Source organism: Aliivibrio logei (assembly GCF_001691055.1).
In the GTDB taxonomy this organism is placed as follows: Bacteria; Pseudomonadota; Gammaproteobacteria; order Enterobacterales; family Vibrionaceae; genus Aliivibrio; species Aliivibrio salmonicida.
The window spans coordinates 28,295-53,618 of sequence record NZ_MAJU01000009.1 but is presented as its reverse complement, the minus strand read 5'-3'; the positions used below and the strand labels follow the sequence as shown (position 1 = coordinate 53,618).

Annotated in this window: 12 protein-coding genes and 3 tRNA genes; 8 read left to right on the top strand and 7 right to left on the bottom strand. The window is 38.7% G+C overall.

The genetic code is table 11. The annotated features are described in order from the left end of the window. Window positions 1-114: 114 nt before the first annotated feature. Entirely contained in the window at window positions 115-1,584 is a 1,470-nt protein-coding gene (locus A6E04_RS09420) for a DUF3131 domain-containing protein (protein ID WP_244886265.1), read from the top strand. Beyond that, complete coding sequence (locus A6E04_RS09415; protein WP_065611054.1) at window positions 1,577-2,371, top strand: family 16 glycosylhydrolase; 795 nt, start codon at window positions 1,577-1,579, stop codon at window positions 2,369-2,371. The genes A6E04_RS09420 and A6E04_RS09415 overlap by 8 nt, the downstream gene beginning before the upstream one ends. Window positions 2,372-2,445: 74 nt before the next feature. On the opposite strand, the gene A6E04_RS09410 is transcribed toward A6E04_RS09415, so the two are convergent. Genes A6E04_RS09410 through A6E04_RS09385 form a run of 6 tightly spaced genes read right to left on the bottom strand, consistent with a single transcriptional unit; the run spans window position 2,446 to window position 11,494 of the window. Further along, entirely contained in the window at window positions 2,446-4,599 is a 2,154-nt protein-coding gene (locus A6E04_RS09410; RefSeq protein WP_065611052.1) for an ATP-binding cassette domain-containing protein, read from the bottom strand. Then, the gene (locus tag A6E04_RS09405) at window positions 4,600-6,183 is read right to left on the bottom strand and encodes an ABC transporter transmembrane domain-containing protein (protein WP_065611050.1); all 1,584 of its coding nucleotides are present in this window, start codon (window positions 6,181-6,183) and stop codon (window positions 4,600-4,602) included. It lies immediately after the preceding gene. Beyond that, window positions 6,180-7,550: a TolC family protein gene (locus A6E04_RS09400; protein WP_065611048.1), complete on the bottom strand. Its 1,371-nt coding sequence runs from the start codon at window positions 7,548-7,550 to the stop codon at window positions 6,180-6,182. Before A6E04_RS09400 ends, A6E04_RS09405 begins: the two co-directional genes overlap by 4 nt. Continuing rightward, a complete protein-coding gene (locus A6E04_RS09395) occupies window positions 7,550-9,775 on the bottom strand; it encodes a response regulator (RefSeq protein ID WP_065611046.1) in 2,226 nt (741 codons plus the stop codon). The genes A6E04_RS09400 and A6E04_RS09395 overlap by 1 nt, the downstream gene beginning before the upstream one ends. A gap of 6 nt (window positions 9,776-9,781) precedes the next feature. After that, the gene (locus A6E04_RS09390; RefSeq protein ID WP_065611044.1) at window positions 9,782-11,110 is read right to left on the bottom strand and encodes an HlyD family type I secretion periplasmic adaptor subunit; all 1,329 of its coding nucleotides are present in this window, start codon (window positions 11,108-11,110) and stop codon (window positions 9,782-9,784) included. A 54-nt stretch (window positions 11,111-11,164) separates the two neighbouring features. Next, window positions 11,165-11,494 (bottom strand): Hpt domain-containing protein, encoded by a 330-nt coding sequence (locus A6E04_RS09385; RefSeq protein WP_017023412.1) that lies wholly within the window; start codon window positions 11,492-11,494, stop codon window positions 11,165-11,167. A 171-nt stretch (window positions 11,495-11,665) separates the two neighbouring features. On the opposite strand from A6E04_RS09385, the gene A6E04_RS09380 reads away from it, so the two are divergent. The 6 genes from A6E04_RS09380 to A6E04_RS09355 all read left to right on the top strand — a co-directional run bounded on the left by A6E04_RS09380 (window position 11,666) and on the right by A6E04_RS09355 (window position 24,183). Further along, complete coding sequence (locus A6E04_RS09380; RefSeq protein WP_065611041.1) at window positions 11,666-20,176, top strand: tandem-95 repeat protein; 8,511 nt, start codon at window positions 11,666-11,668, stop codon at window positions 20,174-20,176. A gap of 130 nt (window positions 20,177-20,306) precedes the next feature. After that, complete coding sequence (locus A6E04_RS09375) at window positions 20,307-22,763, top strand: ATP-binding protein (RefSeq protein WP_065611039.1); 2,457 nt, start codon at window positions 20,307-20,309, stop codon at window positions 22,761-22,763. Window positions 22,764-22,801: 38 nt separating this feature from the next. Beyond that, a complete protein-coding gene (locus tag A6E04_RS09370) occupies window positions 22,802-23,701 on the top strand; it encodes a GGDEF domain-containing response regulator (protein ID WP_065611037.1) in 900 nt (299 codons plus the stop codon). A gap of 160 nt (window positions 23,702-23,861) precedes the next feature. After that, window positions 23,862-23,952 (top strand) — tRNA-Ser (locus A6E04_RS09365). A 48-nt stretch (window positions 23,953-24,000) separates the two neighbouring features. Further along, window positions 24,001-24,076: transfer RNA gene (locus A6E04_RS09360), tRNA-Thr, on the top strand. 31 nt (window positions 24,077-24,107) lie between these two features. Beyond that, a tRNA-Asn gene (locus A6E04_RS09355) sits at window positions 24,108-24,183 on the top strand. Window positions 24,184-24,393: 210 nt separating this feature from the next. On the opposite strand, the gene A6E04_RS09350 is transcribed toward A6E04_RS09355, so the two are convergent. Further along, window positions 24,394-24,894, bottom strand: coding sequence for a DUF1097 domain-containing protein (locus A6E04_RS09350; protein ID WP_012551478.1), 501 nt, complete (start codon window positions 24,892-24,894; stop codon window positions 24,394-24,396). Between the last annotated feature and the right edge of the window lie 430 nt (window positions 24,895-25,324).

Below are 25,324 nucleotides of genomic sequence, written 5' to 3'. Positions count from 1 at the left end.
ATGAGAAAAGAGGATTTCTTTATATCAAAATATAGAGGCTGTTATTTGACTATTATTCTTACGAAAATGCCTTGAGTTATCCTATGCTTAGGAGATACGCACAAAGGAGGTGTGATGGGGCGAACTAGGGTCTGGATAACGCTAATAGGGATTGTTTTATCCTCATTCACAATATCAGTAAAGGCAGAGACAGATTCCCCTAGTTTTTATGGGAAGCGCTCTGTTGCGCCTAATGAAACTCTCCCAGATCAAGCCGCGCCTACTTTTCAGCGGCGTTCTATTGTTATGGCTCCGCAGATAGCTGAACCCATTGATGAACGTGCCGTGACCGACGAATCAACAGATTTGACACCTGCTTTCGTTCAAGACGCTAAAGACTCACATGATCTTCCTCTTCCGTTAATTGAATTGACTCGTAATGAAAAGTTACTAGCAAAAAAAGCACAATATTATTTTGATCGTAATTGGAATGAAAATACGGGACTGACTGACTCCGTTCAAGGTTATCACCACGTTACGATGTGGGATGTTGCCAGTGATATCAGTGCTCAGTTCTCACTTGAGGGCTTGGGTTTACAATCAAAAGAGTTCACTCATCGTAAATTAAAAAGGTTATTGACTACGTTGCTAGAAGCGCCTTTGTATCAAAGTAAATTACCTAATCGAGAATACAGCACTAAAACTGGGAAGCCATCAGGACGGTACAGTAATACAAAAAGCAATGGCAATGGATGGTCGGCATTAGATATTGGCCGCCTGCTCATTTGGTTGCATATCATCAAACAAGAAAAAGAAGAGTTAGCCCCGTTAGTGGATAATATCGTAAGTAAGTGGTCACTTGCTTCTTCAGTGCACAATAAAACCTTGTATGGCACTAAATTAGGAAAGCAAAGTGAACATTATCGCCAAGAAGGGCGTTTAGGGTATTTACAATATGCAGCGTCTGGTTTTGCTTTGTTTGGTTTTGATGTCAGTGAAAGTTATCAGAAAACAGACATCGATAAAGTGATTATTGATGACATCCCTTTTTATATTGATTCGAGAAACATGCCATTTTCAACACCAGATCCCTATGTACTCACTCGTTTAGAGTTAGGGGAGCCGACAGCGTGGTGGGATCAGCTTGATACTATTTATACCTTGCATAAAGCAAAGGAAAAACAAACTAAAAGACTGTGGGTGTTTGGGGAAGACGCCATGAACCAAACACCATGGTTTGCTTACAATAATATCTTTTTTTATGGTAAAAGTTGGCTAAGTACTTCAGCGGGAGGAAAGCCGATAGAAGTCTTTCAGGTGTTCAGCAATAAAGTCGCCTTTGGGCTCAGTGTTATTTACGATGACGAATACGCTGAACGCTTAGTTGAAAATGTGATAGCCAATAGCCTGTACTCTCGTTCTGTTCCTACGGGAATATACAGCGATGGTTTGACGAATACGGCGCACAACATTAATACCAATTCAATGATTTTGTCTTCTTTGTTGTACAAGAGGAAGAATAATACCGCGATGCTACATACTGACGCTAAGCTTGATAATAAGGCGGTAACGGTACTTGCTGACATTAAGGAAAGTGATGAATAAATACGATGCGTTATTAATTGTCGGATTATCTTCTTTTACTGTGGAGGCGTGTGAAGTGGATGAGTGCGAAGTGAGTTATTTTTCGGAATCACTGAAAGAGTTAAACCGTGATTTGTTTGAACGAGCACACCATTGGAGTAACGGTTTTCCATTTTTGAATCGATGGGAGGCCGGTGCAATTGGTTTTTCTGAAAAAGGAATGAATATTGAGTTGAGTGACGAGCCTCAGAGTAATGAGCAATATAAATATCGTTCAGGGGAGTTACGCAGTCGGAATTTTTATGGTTATGGTTGTTTTTCTATTGAGATGAAGCCTATTTCTTCTCCCGGTATTGTGACGTCTTTTTTCCTTTTCTCGGGTAAACACGATAAATACGAAGGGAGTAACGCCAAGCACAACGAAATTGATATTGAATTTTTAGGTAAAAATACGCATGAAGTTCAGTTTAATTTTTGGACGAATGACGATGAATACCTTAGTAAAAACTCGGTGTTAATTCCATTAGAGTTCGATGCCTCTAAAGACTTTCATCAATATGCAATGTTATGGCAACGAGATAGCATTCAGTGGTTTGTGGATGGTGAAATGCGTTATGAAGTACAGCAATCTAAAGATAATCCAATTCCAGACATGGCTGATTCTCGCTTAAAAATCATGGCTAATGTGTGGCCTGTAGATGATGAGTTATCGTCGTGGGCAGGTAAAGTTAATGTGTTGAATCAACCGTTAAATAGCACTTATCGTAATCTGTCTTTCCAGCCTATAAATGCGTGCGGAACAAAGTAATTCTCCCTTTTGTTCCGCATTATTTTTCTTTTTCTTTTTCTTTTTCTTTTTCTTTTTCTATTTAAATTATCAAATTAAGTCAGCATCACGGGTGCAGCCTGTAGTACTTTATCGGGTGCGCCGTAGAACTTTTGAGATCCATCTTTTTCAAGTAATAAACACTGATCAGAGGTAGCTACCATTGATTTACTTGTGGTGCTAAAAATAACGGTACTGTTGGCTAAATATTCACTGAACAATGAGGTGAGATATTTACTGTTTTCATGCTCAGAGCCGACAAAAGGTTCATCCATGATAACGACTCTTTTTCTGCAATATCCAATGCCAATCGCCAGAGTGAGTTTGCGTTGTATACCATCTGGTAATGTCGAAAGAAAATCAGCACTTAATAGGGTCTTTTTTCCTTGAGGAAGATAAGGCAATAAGTCTAAAAAGTTAAGCATTTCATCAATGAAAGCGGGTGGAACATAACCATTGTACATTGTGTAATTGGCGTGAACCGTACCGTGGTATAAATGCATATCAAAAGGAACATAACAAATGCTGTTTCGGAACCGGAAATTATTAAATTGGTTTACGTTATACCCATCAAACAATAAGCGACCTTGAAAGCGAGGTTCAATGCCACTCAAAATATTCATCAATGTTGTTTTGCCACTGCCTGATGGGGCACAGACAGAGACTTTATTGCCTGATTTAATCGCAAAAGAGAGGTTAGTTAACCCTTTATTTATCCCTTGATAGCGATGAGATAAGCCGTTAATGGAGAGTTCACCACTGAACTGATGAATCGGGGGGCTTTTTTCTATACGACTCTTATCATCATCTAAAGACATTAATGCGTTGATTTGTGCGGTTGAGGCTTTGATGGTATCAATTTTTGCTAAGGAGTTATAAATCCCCATGATTGGGGTTAAGGTTTTCCAGACCAAGATAATGATGGCAAGCATGGCGCCGGGGTTCGTGTCTCCCGCCATGACGGCGGTGACGGCGATCACAATGGTTGTTGTGCCGATGACTTGAATAAAACTGCTGCCCAATTGCTGTATTTTTGCATTGGTTACTGAAACATGATGAGAATCTTGTAAACGCTGAGTTAATGCTGAATTAAAACGAGATTTAATGACCGACAGTAGCGGCAACTTTTGAATTGAACTGACATTACTCAATACTTCATTCCATTGATAAGACACCATTGCATTTGCTCTAGAGCTTTTTGATGTGGCTTGCATATAAATATAGCGTGCGTAAATGCAAAACAAGATCATGATAACGATACCAATAATAACGGTTATCGCGGCGCTGCCAGACATAATGAAAATAGCAATTAAGAAAATAAAGATAAAAGGCAAATCAAAATAGCTCAGGCTAGATTCTGCGGTGACAAGCTGACGGAATTGGTCGATATCTTTCAAACGAGCAAGTTGAGAAGACGTTGCCGCATTAGACGTTAATGCATACGGTAGCCATAGTAACTTTGAGATGACTTGATAAGAAATATAACGGGCTAGCTCTTGGCCTGATGTATTTAAAATGGTCATACGTTGTTTTTTAAATAGATATTCCATTCCCGCTATGACGACGGCTCCAGAAGCAAGCCAATAGAGAGTAGAGGTAGATCCAGCGGTTAAGGCAAAGGTATACACTCCCATAATAAAGAAAGGCTGAAGCGTACCTAATAAACTAATTAAAAGGCTTAATAATGCAAGGCTCTTGAATTCATTGTTGTAGTGATAAAAAACGTGTTTTATCCAATTACGTTTATCTTGTGATTCAGGTGGCGGCTCTCTGAATAAACGTGAATACTTAGAAATCGAACACACTTTAGCTGAGATTTTGCCTTTCGCTTCACTTTCTATGGTGATGTCATTTTCATAGTCATAAAGGTAGAGAATATCGTCATCAAAGTTTAATAAAATATAGTTCTGATCTTGCAAAGAAATAAAACTAGGGCAATCCAATTCTAGAAATTGATCGGCATGAGTAATGTCACTTTCAATGCATTGATAGCCAAGGCGAGTCAGCGTTTTATTAAATGAAAGCGCATGCTCACTGTCAGATAAGAACGCATCAGACAGAATGTCAGGCGTACCTTCCCATTCAAGCGTGACTAAAGTGTAAGCGAGCCCAAGCAGTAATGGGTTTTCAGAATATCGGGTCTGTAAATGCCCATTTTTGAAATGATGAAGACGTTCTTGTATCTCATCAAAAGCAATTAATGTATCCATCTAAGCCACCTCATTAATTGGCGTGTGTTGGATCTTAATGTCGGTGTCTTTAATCTTATTGCTAACAATGACAAACAAATAAGACTGAATGCGCGGACGAAGGCAAGAGAGTAAGTTAAGGCTGAAATCGTCATCAAAAACCAAATCAAAATCGTCAATGAGAATGACTTTTTTATTACTTAATAATGCACGTACAATTAATAATGCAAAATGCACTTTACGAGAAAAAGGCTTGATACCCGTGGTGGTAATGTCGGTATAAAAACCGAGTTTGAGATCATCAATGTCGCTCTTTATCGATAATGCTTCACACAGGGAATACGCCGCTTTGTGTAATTGAGGTCGAAAGCAGGTGATGTTATCAATAATGGTTCCATCCACAAAAGTGCTGTGTTTATCGACCAATACCACGTTGCTAATGGTCTCTGATTGATAATAGTTATCTGCATTTAACCCATTGATAGATAATCGGTACTCTTGTGTTAATGGCTTATTGGTAAAGGCTTTTACAATGGAGGACTTCCCTGAACCAGAAGGGCCAGAGACGATGGATATTTTTTCTGCCGTAAAATGATAGTCTTTACTGCCGTGATAACTCAATACTCTTGGAGTTGGTTGAGGTGCCGTCGTTCTTTGTTGAGATTCTTCCATTGATAAAATGTCATTCAGGCGTTGGATATAACTTTTATTTACACGCCACTGACTAATGGTTCTCATTGTTTGCTGGTATGGGGCAAAATAACGGTTAGTTAATAGAATGATTGCCGCCATGACCCCTTGGCTGATATCCAAATTAATCACCGCCATCGCGCTGCTTACGACAGTAAAAGTAACGGCTAATTGTTGAATTAAATTTAGAGTTAGATTGAAGCGAGATTCTTGTTTCTCAAATTCAGTGGTGTGATGTTCACGCTCATTAACCATCGTTTCCATTAAGTTTTCTAAGCGGTATTCCATTGAGCGGCTTTTTATATCTAAAGGATAAGAAATAATCTCAATCACTTTTGAATTGGTAATGCCTTCAATGTCTGATTTTTTCTCCATTAATGCGATTTTTGTTTTGGATAAATGCAAAGAGATCAGTAACAAAAACAAGGAAGACAGAGTTAAAATAACCCCTGCACCAGGGTTAATCAGACTGATCACCAGAAGAGTGATTAAGCAGGTAAAGGCATTGATGGCCGATCGAATAAGATCGCCACTGAAAAAGGATTTTAGCCCAGGAATTGTGGTCAGTCGCTCTAGGTATTCTCCAGTTTCTAATCGTTTAAACAAAGAGAGATTAGAGTGACAAATTGCGTGAAATAATTGATTGGTGATTTTCTTTTCAAAGCGATTCCCAATGCGAGAAACTATAGCTTCTTCTAGGTTTTTCACTTTGTAATCTAAGAAGATCGCGATCAAGATGATGGCAAAAATGAAATAGAGTGAAGAGCTTGAATTATTCGGCAATATGCGGTCAAAAATAATTAAAATGGAAAAGGGTAAGACTAAGCCGAGCAAGGTTGTTGTTAGGCTTGATGCAAACAAAAAGAAAGCATCAAAGAACCCTAATCTCGGTAAATAATGGAGTTTATTCATCATTTAACTCCTTCTGATGTAAAGCGTTCTAAAATCGAGATGTCAAAGGTGTCACTAATGGGTTCCATTCGATTCGATACCTCTTCAATCGAGACTAAATCTACCGCTCCAAATAGAGCGTAGAGCTTGGTCATATTAATGATGTAATCGTATTGATTGGTATGATATTCACGGATGTTGTCGTATAAATCCGATTCTGAATTGAGTAAATCCGTGAGTGTTTTTGTGCCTAATTTAAACGCGCTTTGATTACCTTTATAGACAAGGTAATTGGATTTTATAATGGATTTTAAAATAGCTAACGATTCTACATTGGTATTGATATTGTAGATAAGTTCTTCGAAATTAACTCGATTGTCATTTACTGCTTGATCATATTGAGATGAGAATTGATTGATTTTCGTTTTACTTTTTTGATAATCGTAATAATCAGAGCCTCCGTTAACAATAGGGATGTCGACGGTGAGGGCGTAAGTCGCGTCATCGCTTCTTGAGCTATCAAAATTACTGTCGGTGTATTCATAATTAGCGGATGCAGATAGGGTCGGATAGAAATCAGAACGAGATTGAGTGAGAGATCGTTTCGATTTATCTAAGTTGGATTTTGCAATCGCAATATCATAATTACTGCCAATGAGATTTTTCTCAAGAGTGCTTTTTTCATAATAATCAATTTCAGCGTATTGATTATTGAGTTTCACATCATAAGACGGTCGAATAGGCGCTTGAGTGGTAGATTGCAATTGAACTAACGCGAGATTAATACGTTTACGAATGTCGGCCAATTGCTTATAGGTTGATTCTTTCTGAGCTTGGGTTTCGTAGACGTCTGTTTTAGGTAAATTACCCAATTCATTATTACGACTTATTTGCTTTAATCGTGCTTCTGATGAGCGAAATTGTGCATCGGTCGCTTTTTTCTGAGAGTGATATTTCAGATATGAAAAGTAGTTTTCTACCACCTGAATAATGATGTCGTTTACGATTTTATCGTGTTTTAGTTTGTTGATTTGTAAATCAATGCCACTTTCTTGATAAGAGCGAATTTTTGACATATCTAAGATGGTTTGGGATACCGAAACGCGATAGCCGTAGCTGTTGTATTCATTGTTTGATGGAGTACTTGAATCGACTTCTGAATCATTCCATGTCGTATTTGCACTGGCATTAATCGTCGGGTAAAAAAAGGCACCACTGATACTTTGGTCAAACTCTGAAGACTCGACTTCGTATTTAGAGTTTATGATTTGATAGTTATTTTTGAGTGCTTCATTTATCAAGGCAGATAATTCACTGGCGTGGCTTATTGGTTGCCATGCCGCAAATAGGCCGACCAGAAAAAAAGCACGAGAGCGGTTTGTTTTTGTCATTAGCCTACTTTCCTTATGGCCATGTACTTCTTAATGACAGCATAGATCTCTTCGTTTTTGTACGGTTTACTGATGACGTAATCCATTCCTGCATCAATACATTGTTTATGTTCTTTATTACTGGTTAATGCGGTAGCACCGATGATTGTGGTTGGTGGTAAATGGTGCTCTTTTTCGTATTGACGAATTAACGATGTTGCTTCCATGCCACCCATGCCCGGCATAATGCAATCCATAAAGATAATATCGAAGTTATTTTCTTTTACTAAAGCTAAGGCTTTCTCTCCGTCATCAACGCCTTCACTTTGGAACTCGAAGCCGATTAGAATTTTGTTTAAGATGAATTGTTGTACTTTGTCATCTTCGACAATTAAGAATCGGCTGGTGATCTCTTCTGCTTTTCCTGAGTCACTGTCGAGCGTCGTTAGAATATTATCGATGAAATCAACTGGGGTGAATGGGTGATAGAACACGTAATCAACATGATTGTATACATCATCAATGTCAGATGAATTTGAAACCGATAAGAAGAGTTTAATGTTTCGCTTGGTTAATCGTGCTTTTAAGGTCTTACAGAAGGAATCAAGGGTAATGCCTTTAATTCTATCGGTTAAGAAAATGCCATCGTTGGCGCTTAATCGTTTCATTGATTTGAAAATATCATTAGCGGTGTGAGCAATAATCACATTCGCCCCTTGATTGGACAAGGTATTGGCAATGACATCTACCTGAATACCGGAAGCACCGCAAAGAAGAATCGTTTTATCTGCTAAGCGATTATTGTGCGTTTGATATTCTGAGGTATTGATATCGAAAGAAACGTGCAGTTTTTGAGCATAGCCTAAATCTTGTGTAATGGCGGTGTAGTTATTAATGCCATTCAATAGATGAGTAGACAATTCATCGTTAGTCACGTTTTTCTCTGGTGCTTGCTCCCACGCTAACGCATCAATGGTTTTCATGGTGTCGTAATCGTCTAAGTACAAGTACAGAGTCAAATGTATGGTGAGTTTATCGACACGGTCAGAACTGCTACAGGTTGCATTAAATAAGATCTTTGGTTGGTTAGACGCAGAGATCATATTTGAAACTTGCAGTAGTAATAACCAAAATAAGCCAGTTTGATTACCGTACATTTTTAGAGGGATAGCATTATCAACAAAGCACTCGATACTCTTTGATTGTTGCTTGGCTTTGGTTGATGTTAAGACGATTAATTCACTGATTAAATGGTAGAAGTGAATGGTCTTATTATGACTCATGGCATCAATGTTTGAGAGACGATTAAAGTTATCTGCTAGGTTTTCAAGTGTATTTGTTGCTGACATGATTTCTTTTGCTAATAACGCACCGCTTTCATCGGCGTCTTTAATTAACAGTTTCACACCACCTTGAATTGTATTTGTGATACCACGAACCTCATAACCTAATAAATTATACAGTCGTTGATATAAATCGGTTTTTGATTTTTGGTCTTCAAGTTGGTCGTAGCTAGAGAGCAGTTTGGCATAGATGTTTTTTTCAATACTACTGGTAGATATATTTGAAATACGCTCTTTTACTTTATCGTGGTCAATGGTTTTTAAATCATTAGAAATGCTTTTAAATGTGCTTGATATGCGGTTCTTTTCGGTATGGGCCGCACGTATTAATTTGGTGTTCAGTAAGTAATAAAGAGCAAACACTAAGATCAAACTGCCGTTTAGCATGAGTAAGGTATAAAGATGATTATCTTGTTTCTCTTTGCTTAATCTGGCGTGGTTTAGTAATAAACTGTCTATGATGGAAGTGCTGTTTGTAAAGGCCACTCCCAACGATTGTTTGAGTTCATTTAAATCAAAAGTACGATTGTATTTTTTGATATAGAGTTGAATTAGGTCAAACCCCAATATGCCACTGGATGAGGCGAGGGATTTTTCATTGGCAATAAGTGCGTGGAAATTATCAATCTCAGAAGAGAGCTCGCTAGTAAATAATTGCACTTGTGCGGTACTGCAACTTGAATCACTTCGGGTACAGACCTCTAGTGTGGCATTTAATCGGCTGATGCCATTGAGTATCTCTCTTGATTTGTTTACTAACAGTATTTGTACTTTACTCTCATTGTTATCGCTAACAGATAATACTTCACGAAGAGAGTAAGCGCCTTGTGCCAATATTATCCCTAGAGTGATAAAAAAAAGGACATGAATAAGAGGTGTGTTCGGTTGAAGAAGTCGTTTCATTACTCATTACCTTTCATCAAAAGATTCATCTAGTGCGGCCATTACGGGTTTCAATGCGTAATCGATAATTTTTCGGTTACCCGTTTTGATGTCAGCCGTGAATTCCATATAAGGGGAGATATGATATTTAATGCCATTACGCTCTAAATAGTTCTGAGTGATGTCTATTTTGGCGAGGTAATATTCTTCTTCTTTTTCTTCATAAGAACTGCGTGAAATAGAAGAAATACTGCCGGTGATCACGCCATATTTAGCGAAATTATAAGCATCAAATTTCAGTTTTACTTCTTGCCCTTTTTCGATAAACCCAACGTCTTTACGAGGGATTTTGACTTCAGCATGAAGTGTGTTTTTTAATGGGGTAATGTCGGCAATACTGTCACCGGGAGAAATGATGGCGGATAAATAGTTATAGTTAACTTTATCAACGGTACCATCAACAGGAGAGAAAACCAATAAACGATCAACTTTATCACTGATGGTTGGTAATTGAGTCAGTTTGATTTTGAGTTGTTTGTTCACTTCAGTCAGCTTGGCATAATAATCTGTGCTACGTGTTTTTTGTGTGTCATCAAGCAATTTTTCAAGGCGAACTAATTGGAACTCTTCGTTTAAAATACCTTCGCGTAAATTCTCAATTTCTCTCACCATGTTCATGTGCTGAACTTTCATGTTAAGTACATCGACATAAGAAGCCATTTCTTCATCAAACAGTTGTTGCTTAATTTTAAGCTGCTGCTTGATCAGTCCTAATTGAGAATTGGATGATTTTACACGGCGTTGCATTGATGCAATTAAACTTTGTTTGTGTTTGATGTCATGTAAGATCAATTCATCGCTAGATCGATTACGATTACTTTCTTCTTCCCATGACAAAGAATGAGTTTCGACCAGCTCTGGAAAATTAATATAAGCGGTAAAATTAGGTGTGCTATTACTGATTAGGGCATTGTATTTTTGTTGCTCGATTTGCAATCCAGTGATCTCGTATTGCGTTGAACTTAATTCGGATACACGGTCTTTGGAAGTCAATAATGCGATTTTTTGTCCTTTAAAAACCAAGTCGCCAGGAGAGACATAAACTTCGTTTAAAATCCCGCCTTCAAGATGCTGTACTTTTTCGACATCAGAATCGAGAAGCGCTTCACCCCGTGTTGAGACAGTAATATCAATACTGGCTTGAGAAGACCAAACCAACAGAAACAGAGCGAATACGACAATAACGATAAAAATCTTATGAGTAGAGACTTTTTTTTCACCATCTTCCGTATGGTTAAATCGCTCGATATGAGTGTTGTTGATGGATCGTTCTATAATTTTATCTAAATTACTCATGGGATAAATCCATCCTTAATTTTTTACCTATGATGTCCTATCAAGTATGCGTACTTATCGAGAAAGATAACTTTCCATTTGTTCTTTGATTTCATTTAGCCCTTCAACCACGGTATTGATTGTTTCTTTGTTCGGCTGATTACTCGTTTTCGTTGCGGCTTCAATTTCTTTAATAGCCGGAAGAATATCCATCTCACATAAGTTCCCTAATGCGCCAGAAAGGGTATGAGTTGTATGGAAAAGTGTTGGTAAGTCATTGGCTTCATATTGTTCTAATATGGTATTGCCCATTGTTGAATTTTCAGAAAGATAGAGTTCAAACAATTGTTGAGTGATCTCTTTATCTCCGCCAAACATTTCTTCTAACATATCTATATTAATCACAGCCACTAACCTATTAATTCAATACATATTGTTAATATAGGACAGAAGTTTTTATTGTCCACAATAAATATGTCTCTTGGTCTTTTTGGATTTCCTTTCCTATGCTCCTTTGTGAATCTCATACTCTTTATTAGTGTGTTTAAGTCAGTACTAGGTGACAAGGAGCAACATATGGCTATTGGTAATAATAACGACAACGAAGATCTAAATGGTGCAGTTGAGCAAGTAGTAACCGAAGATAGCTCATCTTCTTCAAATAGCCCTACGGGTAATCAAAATAATCAACAATCCACAATGGCGAATACAGTTGCAACAGGGACTGATGCTGTTGCTCCATTAATTGCCGATGATGAATCACAACAGAATGACGAAGATGATTCGAGTGGTTCACCAATAGCGGAAAATTCAGAAGAAAGTAACACTGAAGCCGGTAATGACGATGAAAGTAATGAAGCAAATGATGATACTGGTTCAAATGTGGTTGATGGTGAGTTGGGTGAGGATGAATCTACTGACTCTAATGCGCCGGCGGTACCATCTAGCAGCGACACTCAAAATGTAGGGGGCGAGTCTTCAGATTCGGAACCTGCGTCTCAAAATGCTCAAAATCCTGATTCGCCAGCCCCTAACGGCCGCTCGTCTTCTGTCAGTAGTGGTGCCGAAGGTACCAGTTCTGAAGGTGGGGTATTTAGAGATGAAAGCATCGATACTCATACCTTTGGTGTCAATGTAGAGCCTGAACGATCCGTTTATTCAAATGAATTAGAAAACTCAAACGTCACAACAGATACGATGACGTTTGCGGTTAATGTGTCTCCAGTGAATGATACGCCAACCGCGGTTGATAAATTATTTACGATGCAAGAAGATGGTGTTATCACGTTTACGGCAGAAGAATTGTTAGCAGGATCTGCGGATATTGATAGTGAAACGCTACACATTGATACCGTGACTTATACCGGTATCAATGGGGTTCTGTCTGAAAATATGGATGGCAGTTTTTCTTTTGCGCCAAATGAAAATTTTAATGGTCATGTTGATCTGAGCTTTACGGTTTCAGACAGTGAAGCAACGGTTGAGGCCAATATTGGACTAACGATTGAAGGGGTTAACGATATCCCTGTTGCGGGATCGACCTCTTACCAAGTAGATGAAGATCATGTGCTTACCTTTAATAATCAACAGTTACTTGCGAATTCAAGTGATGTTGAAGGCGATGTGGCGGTTCAATCGGTTGTTTATTCTGGTTTTGAAGGTGAATTGGTTGATCATGAGGATGGGACATATTCGTTTACGCCGAATGAAAACTACTTCGGTGAATTAGACTTTGATGTCGTTATTATTGATGAGGAAGGCGCTACCGCAAGCACAACGGCCAATATTCAAATTGTCTCTATTAACGATCCTGTTATTGCTGTAGATGACTCTGAATTAGGGGCAAGTGAACCACTGATTAGACTTGATTCTGCGCCTGAACATGGAACGTTAGAATATCTAAATGATGAGTTTGAATGGGTTGAAATGGTGGTTGGGGAAGAATACTCAGCTGACACTGAAGTTCAATTTGTTTCTGATGCGCTAGAGGTACAATCTGCCACTTGTGATATTGAAGTTGGAAGTTTTGATAATAATACCGAGACCACTATTTTTGATGGTACAGCAAGAACATCTGATTGGGGTGAAGTGAGTGGTAACACTGCGGTATTTACCAAGGAAGGTGTCACGATTACAACCGAAACCACCAATGGTGACTTGTTTGCTTGGAATGGTGCTGGTACAGCAATGGGAGCCGGTATTGGTGATACAAGTGACAATGGGTTATCTAATGATGATAAGTTAATTGTCACCATTGAGGGCGAAGATGTAAACCAAATTACATTCCAACTTGATGGTCTTGGTAGCTGGTTCGATGAATCTGATTCTCATGCTACTGAAGTGATGATTACGGCTTATGACGCAGAAGGTAATGTTATCGATTCTCAAGGTGATTACCGAGAATCGGGTGATTTCCAAGACGAATATTCATTTACGACAAATCAACCTGTACATCATTTTGAACTAGGAACATCTGGCGGCGGTGGTACTTACGTTGTTCAAAATATGACGGTATCTCGTACACTGTCAGAAGAACTTCAACTTGTTACTATTCAACCAGATGGCAGTGAAACCAACAGTGAGCTCACACTTGATTTAAATTACAATACTGCAGGTCAGCCCATTGATGTAACCGAAGAGTTGATCAATGTAGATGGCAGCATTACTTCAACACCGATTCAAGTGCTAGAAGACGGTCAATTAATATTGAATGTCAGTGATTTATTAGCCAATGATACCGATGCCGATGGGGATCCTCTGACTATCGTTGATGTGCATACCACGGATAATTCTCACGGTGAAGTGACACTAACTGAAGATGGACAAATACTTTATACGCCAGATCCAAACTATTCAGGAGAGGCTGATTTCCATTATGTCGTAACCGATGGTAATGGTTCGTTTGATTCAGCAACCGTTACTGTCGATGTTATCCCTCAGCAAGATGCGCCAATTACAACAGGTAACCTTGAGCTTACTATTGATGAAGATGGGTCAATTACCTTAACTCAAGAAGAGTTATTAGCGAATGCTGTCGATGTTGATGGTGATGACTTAACGGCATCGAATCTTTCTGTGGGTGAGAATGCTGTAATTGTTGAGAATGAGGATGGTTCATTTACGATTACTCCTGATGAGGATTTTAATGGTCAGTTAGACATTCGTTTTGATGTGAGTGACGGCATTGATGTTGTTGCAGCGGGAATTGATTTAACCGTCGATGCAGTGAATGATTTAACGGTGGTTTCTGGTGATGTGTCTGCGTCAACGGATGAAGATCATTCGATCACGATTACTCAAGCACAATTATTAGCAAACGCTGCAGATATTGATGGCGATGCTTTATCTGCACTTGATTTGATTGCTGAAAATGCAGAAATAGTGTCGCATGATGATGGTTCATTCACTATTACGCCGCACCAAGATTTTAATGGGATGATTAATGTTAACTATGGTATTCATGATGGAACCGATACCGTAGCATCGAATCTACAGTTAACGGTTGATCCTGTAAATGATGCTCCTGTTATTTCTGCTGATGTCCAAATTATCATTGAAGAAGATGGGTCTTATACGGTTACTCAAGAAGAGTTACTGCAATTTGCTACCGATGTTGATAATGATGACTTAACGGCGAATATTGGGAATCAAGGTTCTGAAACAACAGCGACTGGGGTTGTTGTTAATGCAGAAAATGGCGAACCCATTGCAGGAGTAGAAGTTGAACTAAGTGATGAGTACGGTAACAGTGCGAGTACACTTACTGATGTTGATGGGTCGTATTTTGTTACCGGATTGATTGTTGGCGAAGGAACGGTAACCATCGAAGAAGAGGATTGTATTACTTCATGCTTTACGATTAATGAAGGAGACACATTAAGCAGTGGCACTGTTGCTATATCTGAAGTCATGGATGTGACCGATATGCGCATTGTTGTGACATGGGGAGATTCAAGCGAAACCCGTGATTTAGATAATCATCTGTGGTTATACAATACCGAGACTGGTGCAGAGCTCGATCATATTTACTACCAAGATATGTCGCACCAATTGGGGGACGGAACGGTTCAGCAAGATGTTGATGATACTAACAGCTATGGCCCAGAGACGATCTCTGTACCGAATTACTCTGATGCGAATATGCATTACTCAGTACATAATTATACGGCACGTTCATGGGATGTAGAGGGTGTTGATGACGTTAAAGTTGATGTCTTTGTTGGCGATACCTTAGTGACCTCATTTGTGCCAGATTTACCTACTGATGCGACAGGCGACCATTGGCATGTATTTGATGTCGTTGATGGTATTATCGTTCCTGCTCAATTTACAGGTTCGGAAGATCAATTTACGGTACCAACATCTGCTGAAGTGATCGGAAATCTAGATGCGATTGAAATTAGTGATGTGGTCGATGGTTCTGAGCATGAATCTGAAAATACCAACACTGAAGGGGCTGGTAACTCAGAGCAAGGAGAAGGAAATTCAGGTAATGGCGAGGCGTCTATCGCCGACATTTCAATGCCCAATGGCGTCATTACTGATAATGGTGATGGTACTTACACCATTACCCCTGATGAAAATTTCAATGGTGAATTCTCAATAAATTACAGTGTTGATGATGGGAATGGCGCCGTTGTTCCTGCTCAAGTCGATGTCTCTGTTACTGCTGTAAATGATCTAGCGGTAGTACAAGATCATGAATTTACACTAAATGAAGACGGTGTACTTATCATTACTGATGAGGAGCTTCTTGCGGGTTCATCTGATGTTGATAACGATGAACTGAGCGTTGATTCCGTGTCTTACACTGGTGACGATGGAACGTTAGTTTCGAATGATGACGGTACTCATACCTTTACACCAAATGAAGACTTTAATGGTTCTGTAAACCTTGAGTTTTTTGTCACGGATGGAACAGAAAGTGTCGCGGCAGCGATCAATATTACTGTTAATGCAGTAAACGATGCCCCTACATTTACAGAAGCCAATTTTGTTGTTAATGAAGACGGCTCCATTTTAATCACGGCTTCTGAGCTACTGCAAAATGCATCAGATATTGATGGTGATACACTTTCTATTTCTGGAATTTCAGTCCCTGAAGATCAGGGCATGGTTGTTCAGGATGAAAATGGAGATTGGCTATATACCCCAAACCCTGATGCGAGTGGAGAGGTGGCATTAACGGTGAGTGTTTCTGATGGAACCGTCGCTGTTGATTTCGCTTCAACGATCAGCATAACCCCAGATGCCGATGCTCCTACCTTAACGCTTTCACTGGGTAATGCTTCGATTACTGATTTCCCCACAGAAGATGATGGCAACGTTAATGACATCCTTGCACAGTGGAGCACTGATAATGCGTTAGGTCTCATTGAAACCAATCAAGAGTCTGTTTATACCGGCGTTGATGATGGGCGAGGCCGAGTTATTGAACTTGAAGCTCACCCTGGTGATGAGTCGAATATCTATCAAGACTTGGATCTTCAAGCGGGAGAAACGATCTCTTTAACATTTGATTACTCAGCACGAGAGGGTTATGTCGGAGAAGGGTCACAAATTGATGTTTATTTTGATGGTCAACTGATCGACAGTATTACTCAACCCACGGTTGGTTGGAGTACTTATAACTATGAATTAACCGCAACAACAGACAATCCGCGTCTGGAGTTTGATGCTCCAGGAAGTGACAGTTTAGGCGGTGTACTTGATAAGATACAAATCGTAGAAGTACCCGTTGAAGACCAAAATATCGGAATTGATATTAGTGCGGCTCTAACGGATATCGATGGATCTGAAAGTATGCAATCGGTGCTTGTCGAGAATATACCTGAAGGCGCAATGTTGAGTGATGGTGTTAATACCTTTACCGCAACAGCAGATGAAAACTCGGTAGATGTAAACGGATGGGCGCAAAATGATGTGCAGTTTTTACCAGCAGAAAATTTCAGTGGTGAAGTGAATCTTCAAGTGTCTGCTACATCAGTAGAGAATTCAAATGGAGATACAGAGACAACAACGTCACCATTAACATTTACTGTTGAAGCGGTGGCTGATGCACCAGAGCTAGTGATTACCGATGGCGATGGGCAAGTGATTGAAGAAGGCGATGAAATTAGAGATGATGCTAATATCATCGAGTTGAATTTGGGTGCCGAGTTGGTAGACCAAGATCTTTCTGAAACGTTAAGTGTGACGGTTGGTGGTGCACCAGAAGGCAGTGTGATTCATTATGATGGAAGTACCATTATTAATGATCAAACCAACGGCTTAACCAGTTATGCAGATACCAATATTACCGTGACTTTCGAAGGTGAAGATGCAGGATTCCAAAACTCTGCAGGTTACTACATTGTAGAAGAAGATGGGTCAATTTCGGGTGTTGAGCTGATTTATGATAATGCTTCACAACAAGGTTCCGGTGGGAATTTGATCCCGGGTAGCTCTTCTTTCTCGTTTGCTATTGAAGAAGGACAAAGCTTTAACTTATTTGTTGTGCCAAATGGGTTTAACCATAATAACTTTAACTCGATGCAAAATGGTCAGTTTGTATTTAGAGATGAAGACGGTTCTCAATCAACAATGAGTTCTGTTGACCCACAATTAATATTTATTAATGAGGATGGCATTGAAACTCTGGTTCGGAGCCAAAATGGGGATACGGTTTATCATGGTGGTAACAGCACTAACTTAAATCAAGATGGCGTTGAACATACTCGAACCACGATGAATGAACAAGGTGAACTGGTTTATGGCATTGAGGATCTTTATGGTGGTGGCGATCGAGATTACGATGATTTTACCTTTACCATAGATTTAGGTGAAGTGAATCAATCCATTTATAGCGGTGAAATCCCAGTGATTGGTGATGATCCTATTGTTATCCCTACCGTGATTTTGGACCAAGTATTAACACTTGAATTACCCGAAGGGTTTAATGATGAATTTGATTTAATCATTGAAGCAACATCAACGGAAGAATCGAACCAAGACAGTGCAACAACAACACAAACAATCCATATTGATGCCATTGAGTATGCACCTGAAGTCACGCCAATAAGCGCAGTAATTGATGAAGACAGTTCAATTACACTAACTCAAGATGAGTTGTTAGCAAATGCGACCGACATTAATGGTGATGATTTAATCGCGACGAATCTTGTTGTTACGAATGGGGGGGCAACTGTTGTCTTAAATGAGGATGGTTCATATACCATTACTCCAGATGAAAACGTGAATGGTGCTCTTGAAGTGAGTTTTGATGTGAATGACGGATTGCATACCGTTGCCACAGAACTTCAATTGGCGGTGACTCCAATTAATGATGCGCCTATTGCTCCAACGATAGTGGTAAGTGAAAGTGAAGATGACGTATTACTGATTGACCCTAATTTTATCTTATCTCAAGCAAGCGATATCGATAATGTGGATCTGATCCTTGAAAGTATTAGCATTCGTTCACCAGCACAGGCGTCACTGACTCAGAATCAAGAGGGTTTATATCAAGTTGTTGTGCCTGAACATTTCAACGGGCCAATTGATATTGCTTATGTCGTCAGCGACGGTGAGCTAAGTACCGAAGGAACGGTAAATGTGAATATCATCCCTGTTGATGATGCGCCATTCCAATCGGGGAATGCACATGTAGCGACGGATGAAGATGGTGCAATCACCTTCAATAGCGCGGATCTTATAGACCTATTTGGTGATGTAGATAGTGCATTAACGGTATCAAGGGTGATCACGGCAGAGGGGGAGGAAGCAGAAGGTACCGTCATTGACAATGAGGATGGTACGTGGACATTTACTCCAACAGATGACTTTGCTGGTACAACGGGCCTACAAGTTGTTGTTACCGATGGTTCGACAGAAGTTAGCATGGACATGAATGTGTATATTCGTCCTGTTGCTGACGGCGTTGCTATAACGACCAGTTTTGATGGGCCACTGGTCTTCCCTGAAGATTCAATGGGTCATTTCGGGCTGAACATTGAGCAATTAGATACCTCTGAAATTATGACGAGTGTTGTGATGACAGGGTACCCAATTGGGTTTGTTGTTAGTGATGGCGAGCATACCGTAACGATAACTGAAGAAGGCCAAGGTGTTGATATTGGTGATTGGAACCTCGATAGCATGACAATGGTACCGCCAGCGGATTTCAACGGTAATTTCTTTGTTACCGTGTCGGTTGTGTCATTGGATGAAGTCGAAGATCCAGCAGATAACCCGATTACCCAAGAATTGGGCAGTAATCATTCGGATGAGTCTCCTTTTGAGCTTGATGATGATGGTTATGCTCTATTATTGAGTGCTGATTTACTGAATTCTCTTGATAATAATAACGCTGAGAATGTCATTTCTGATGTGACGTATTCAGGAGACAACGGAACTCTTATTGATAATGATAACGGGACGTGGAGCTTCTGGACAAATCCAGATTATGATGGAGAAGTAAATGTCAATTTCTCAACATCTGACGGTGTAAGTCACCAAGTTATTCTGACACAAGACAGCGTAGATAGTGACTCTGCACCAATAACTCAAACGAATGTTGCAGAGCCTCAAGGAGCACAAACTGAACCAGAAACAGAGGCGGATTATACCGTTGCGCCGGGCGATACTCTTAATATAGATATTCCGACGGAAATATCTGAAAATGCAGACGTTGATCATATTCATATTATTGGCCTACCTGATGGTGTGGAGCCAACTCAAGGTTTATCCGATGGAGAGGGTAATTATATTATCAGTGATACTTCTCAACCGATTACACTTAGTATAGATGAGAGTGTTTTTGGCGATGTCAGAGTTGAGATGATGGGAATGACAGCAATGGATGATCCTATTGATGGTGCGGTTGGTTTCAGCTTGATTGATGTAGATTCAAGCTATGAAATGCAAGGGAGTAGTGCCGATAATGCGGACGCGTCGGTTCAAGGTGGTGATGATTCATCAGGCCAAGATTGGACAACTGCAGACAATACAGACGTTGGTGTCGATGTAATGGATGACAGCTCAAGCTTTGATTCAGCAACTCAAGAAACAACGGCAGACGATGATTTATCGATGCTTAATGATAATTAATTAAGTCATCGTGTCATAAAAAGCCTTGGGATCTCTATCATTTTATGATTAAAGAGGTGCCAAGGTTTTTTTTATTATAAGAAAGTATCCTAAACTGTTTTTAACAACATAAAATGTCATAAGGATATGCATGAAACGTTTAGCTTCTTTTTCAATTCAATTGCTATTACAGACAGCTGGGGCAGTAATCACGGCGCTTTTATTATTGTATTTCTATATGAATTTCCAGTTCCATGAGCACGAAGAGCGACTCACTGAGCTGCAACTCGAAATTAAATTAGCTAAAAATGACATGTTAATGTTACGTCGTAATGAAAAAGATTTTATGAGCAGAAATGAAATCAAATATCACGATCGTCTAGAAGTCGGAATTAAAAGCTTTAAAGGAAAACTCATTAATATTCATCGAGTATTAGTGGTTGAGGGAATAGATATTAACTCTGACAGTTTGGGGTTAATTCAATCGATTGATGAGTATGGGTACTCCTTTCATGAATTGAGTGAATTATTAGGGACACTAAATGGAAAGGGCACAGAACAAGGGTTATTCGGAAAGCTGAAAGATGAATCGATCCAACTAGAAAGAGATCTGCTTGTCTTACATGATATTGAATTGAATCAAATGATGTTGATGTTACAAGAGAAAGTTTACGATTTTTATTCAGAAATGTCAGGGCAAGAAGAAGTAACGGTTTTGTTTAAGTTGGAACAGATCTTTCAATTGCTTAATTTCATGGAAATGGAGATTGCCCGTTTTGATAATGAAGAGATAGACAAGACTTACCTGACATTTAAAAATAGCTTTATTAATATTCAAAAACTGCACAGTGTTGTTGGTTATAATTATCGCTTAGGCCTGCATGGTGAAATACGAGCGACAATTCATGATGTAGAAGAACGCCTTAATGTATTATTTGATACTGTGTCTGTAAAAGCGACAAACAAAATTGAGCGGTTTTATTTTTATAGCCAAGTGCTTTCCGTTGTTATTTTCCTTCTTATTATTAGTGTACTGATTACAGCAGTTGTGATGACTTCTCGTTTAGAAAAACGAATATTGCGATCACAAAACCAAGAAATTAAAGCCAACAAAGCAAAAAGTTCATTTCTGGCCAATATGTCTCATGAGATCCGTACCCCACTTAATGGGATTATTGGTATGACTGAAATATTGTCAGTATCGACATTAACGGCCATTCAAAAAGATTATCTAGCCACTATCAATGCCTCGTCTCAAACCTTATTAATGCTCATTAATGATGTGCTTGATTTGTCTAAAATAGAATCAGGAAACATAGAAGTAAATGCACATAGTTGTAAGATAAAAGAAGTTATTTTTGATACTGCAGCGTTGATTGCCCCTAAAGCACAGCAAAAAGGGGTTAACATTAAAATTATTATGAGTGAAAATTTTCCTACTTATGTAAAAGCCGATGAGCAAAAAATCAGACAAGTTCTCATGAATTTAGCTTCTAATGCGATTAAATTTACAGAGGCAGGCTCTATCTCTTTTGAATTGTCATTAATTGAAGAAACAGACACGTCTTATCGTTACTTCTTCTCTGTAAAAGATACCGGTTTGGGGATTGAAGAGAGTAAACATGAGCAGGTGTTTGAAGAATTTAAGCAAGAAGACGATGACACATCAAAGAACTACGGAGGAACGGGGTTAGGTTTGGCTATTTCGTCTAAAATGATCAAAATGATGGGCGATGAAATTAAATTAAAATCCAGCAAAGGTGTTGGTAGTGAATTTTATTTTTCGCTTGAATTAGAAAAAGACCATGCGCCTGAGAAAGTGTCAAAAACAAGAAGAAATAAAACCATTATTTATTGTTCAAAGTCACCCAAAGAACTGTTTATTAGTGAAGTGAGTGGTTATGGTTACCATGTTGAGAAAGTGTATTCGATTGAAGAAATTAAAGTTCAAGAAACCTCTGATTCTTTGGTTGTGCTAGAAAAAGAAGATTTCCAAGATAAAATTGATGTCGTTAAAGAAAAATACCCACGACTGCCTATCGTACTCGTTCGAAATAACACCGATAACAATGCAGAAATAGACAGTGTGAGTGGCTATGTGACGTATCCATTATTAGGTTCACGTTTAGATAACTTACTGCATTCTGTTTTTGAGCATTCACATGAGAGTGAAACCACAGAGGTTGAAGCAAAAGAAGGAGAAACCGAGCGTGGCAATGGTATGGTTCTTATCGTAGAAGATAACAAAATTAATCAGCAAGTTGTCTCGATTAACCTTAAAATGTTGGGTATAGAATATAAAATTGCTAACAATGGTGCAGAAGCGGTTGAACTGTATAAAAGACATCATGAAGAGATTCTTGTGGTATTAATGGATTGCATGATGCCGGTTATGGACGGCTTTGAAGCAACAAAAGCGATTCGGCAGTTAGAAAAAAATGAAGATATGACGCTTACAACGATTATTGCGCTTACAGCTTCTATATTGGACGATGACATTCAAAAATGTTTTGATAGTGGTATGGATGATTATTTACCTAAACCATTTAGAAGAGAGATTCTTCAAGAAAAAATAGCGAAACTTCAGTTAATCTATAAAAAACGATGAATTAGTATCAGTTGGATAGACGATAAAGGTGACGATGTATGTTAAGCGAACAAAAAATATTAATTGTTGAAGATGATCCAGTCAGTCGTCAGGTATTGCATCATCTATTAAAGCCGTTACCGTCTATTTTAACTCAAAATGGGGCTGAAGCTCTTGATGTTATTTTGAATGAAAGTATTGATTTGGTCTTACTTGATATTCATATGCCAGTAATGGGAGGCTTTGAAGTCATTGAAAGGCTAAAAAGTGACGATAAAACAAAAGATATCCCTATCATCGTTATTACGGTGAATCATTCAACAGAAGATGAAATTCGAGCATTAGATTTGGGTGCCGTTGATTTTATTACCAAACCGTTTAATGCGGTTATCTTGCAGAAACGTGTACGTAATCAGTTAGCTTTAAAATTGAAATCCGATTTACTTGAAAAACACGCGTCATTAGATGGATTAACGAATCTTTTAAACCGCCGCATGTTTGATTTTGATTTAGAAAGTAAGTGGGCTGAAGGACGCAGGTTGAAGACCAACGTTGGGCTTATCATGTTCGATATTGATCACTTCAAACTTTATAATGATAATTATGGTCATTCAGCAGGTGATGATGTACTCGTGCGTGTATCTAGAGCTCTAATGGGAGCTCTACAAAGAAAAACTGACAGAGTGTATCGATATGGCGGTGAAGAGTTTACTTTAATTCAGTTCGATACCGATGTTGCACAATTAAATCAAACCGCAGAATTATTAAGAGAATGTATTTATAACTTGAACATTACTCATGAGCACTCTTCTTATGGCAAAGTAAGTATTAGTGTTGGGGTGGCCTTAATTGAAAATGATAATGATCAGTCAGAGCATTCATTGTTATTGGCTGCGGATGAACAGTTATACAAAGCTAAAGATAGAGGACGTAACTGTATCGCATCAATAACTGTATGATAATTGGAGGTTATTTATTCATTTTAAATAAAAAACAATCAGTTAGGTTTACTTTTAATCAAACGAACATTTTTTTTCAAAAAAGACTTGCGCCTGATCTCATTTTCTCTATAATGCGCGACATCACTTGATGAAGCAGACGCTTCAGATAGAGTCCCGTGGAGGGATGGCTGAGTGGTCGAAAGCACCGGTCTTGAAAACCGGCAACCGTTAATAGCGGTTCTAGGGTTCAAATCCCTATCCCTCCACCATATTCCATTACCAAGCTATTAGCTTGATGATGACAAAAGATAAAGTGTGCCGACTTAGCTCAGTAGGTAGAGCAACTGACTTGTAATCAGTAGGTCACCAGTTCGACTCCGGTAGTCGGCACCATCTTTTTCTCTTTAAGAGAAGTAATACCTGTTCCCTTTTAGTTCAGTTGGTAGAACGCCGGACTGTTAATCCGTATGTCGCTGGTTCAAGTCCAGCAAAGGGAGCCACCTTTAAAAACGCCGCTTGATAGCAATATCAAGCGGCGTTTTTGTATCTGTCATACTGTGTTTTTAGTTTTTTATATCAAACGATAGCGTGTTCGTTATGATTGAATTTATTACTCACATGAGTTCAAAAAATCGTCAATTATCTAACATTTAACTATCATAAGCCTTTGGTTATTTTTATCCGCAGACTAATGTTATTCAAATAATGCTTTATTTTGACTGGTATGATTCTTTCGTATTAACTAATGCCTCATTCTTTTCTGTGTCTAATTTTTCTTTTAACCACAATCCAGATGTCTTCATCGCGTAAGCAAAGAAAACACCCAGAATAAGAGAAGGGATCACTACTTGCCAATTACCATTGGACGCGAAAGTTGCGCATGAACCAATGAAAGTTCCCGGAATGAAATTTAACCAAGATTTTTTTGCTTGCGCGCACATAAAGAAAGCGACAATCGCGGTTATTACATAGCCAATAATTTCTAAACTCATCATTGATGACAGTTTAATGATTACCATTGCCCAAAATACACCGCTTAGGTTTGTTGCAATACTTAACCCAATGCCTTTTATACCGTTTATAGGTGATGCGAAATAGGTGGTGCAACCAAGAAATCCAGCCCAGCTTAATAAACCTAAACTGACGGCTACCCAACCCCACACACCTGAAAGTATGCCTGTTGTAATAGCTATTGCGATAAGTGCACTCATTATGTAAATCCAGTTCTGATTGTCATTGTAGTTGTATAGTAATGATTTTCTTGTCGATATGAAGTGATTTAGATCGCTTTAATTGTTAGAGGTTACATTGCTTTCTTTTTAAATTGAGATGCCAATCGATTGCTATTAATATTTGTAACAATTAGTGAGTGTAAAAGAAAAATTGACTGTTTTAGAAATAAAACGACATAACTTGTTAAACTTTATTTACACTGGAAATAAGCGTTTTAGGTTCAATTAAATGCAAAGTGTTTCTAATAAAAATCAGTCTCTTACGTTATTTGAAATTATTATTGAGAGCTACTTCACGTTTATTTTTTTTTGATCGTTAAATTTAAATAAAACTCCATTCTGTTATTTGTTGATACAAATCCCACTATTTTAATTTATACCGTGAATTATTCAATTTAGTGTGATTTAG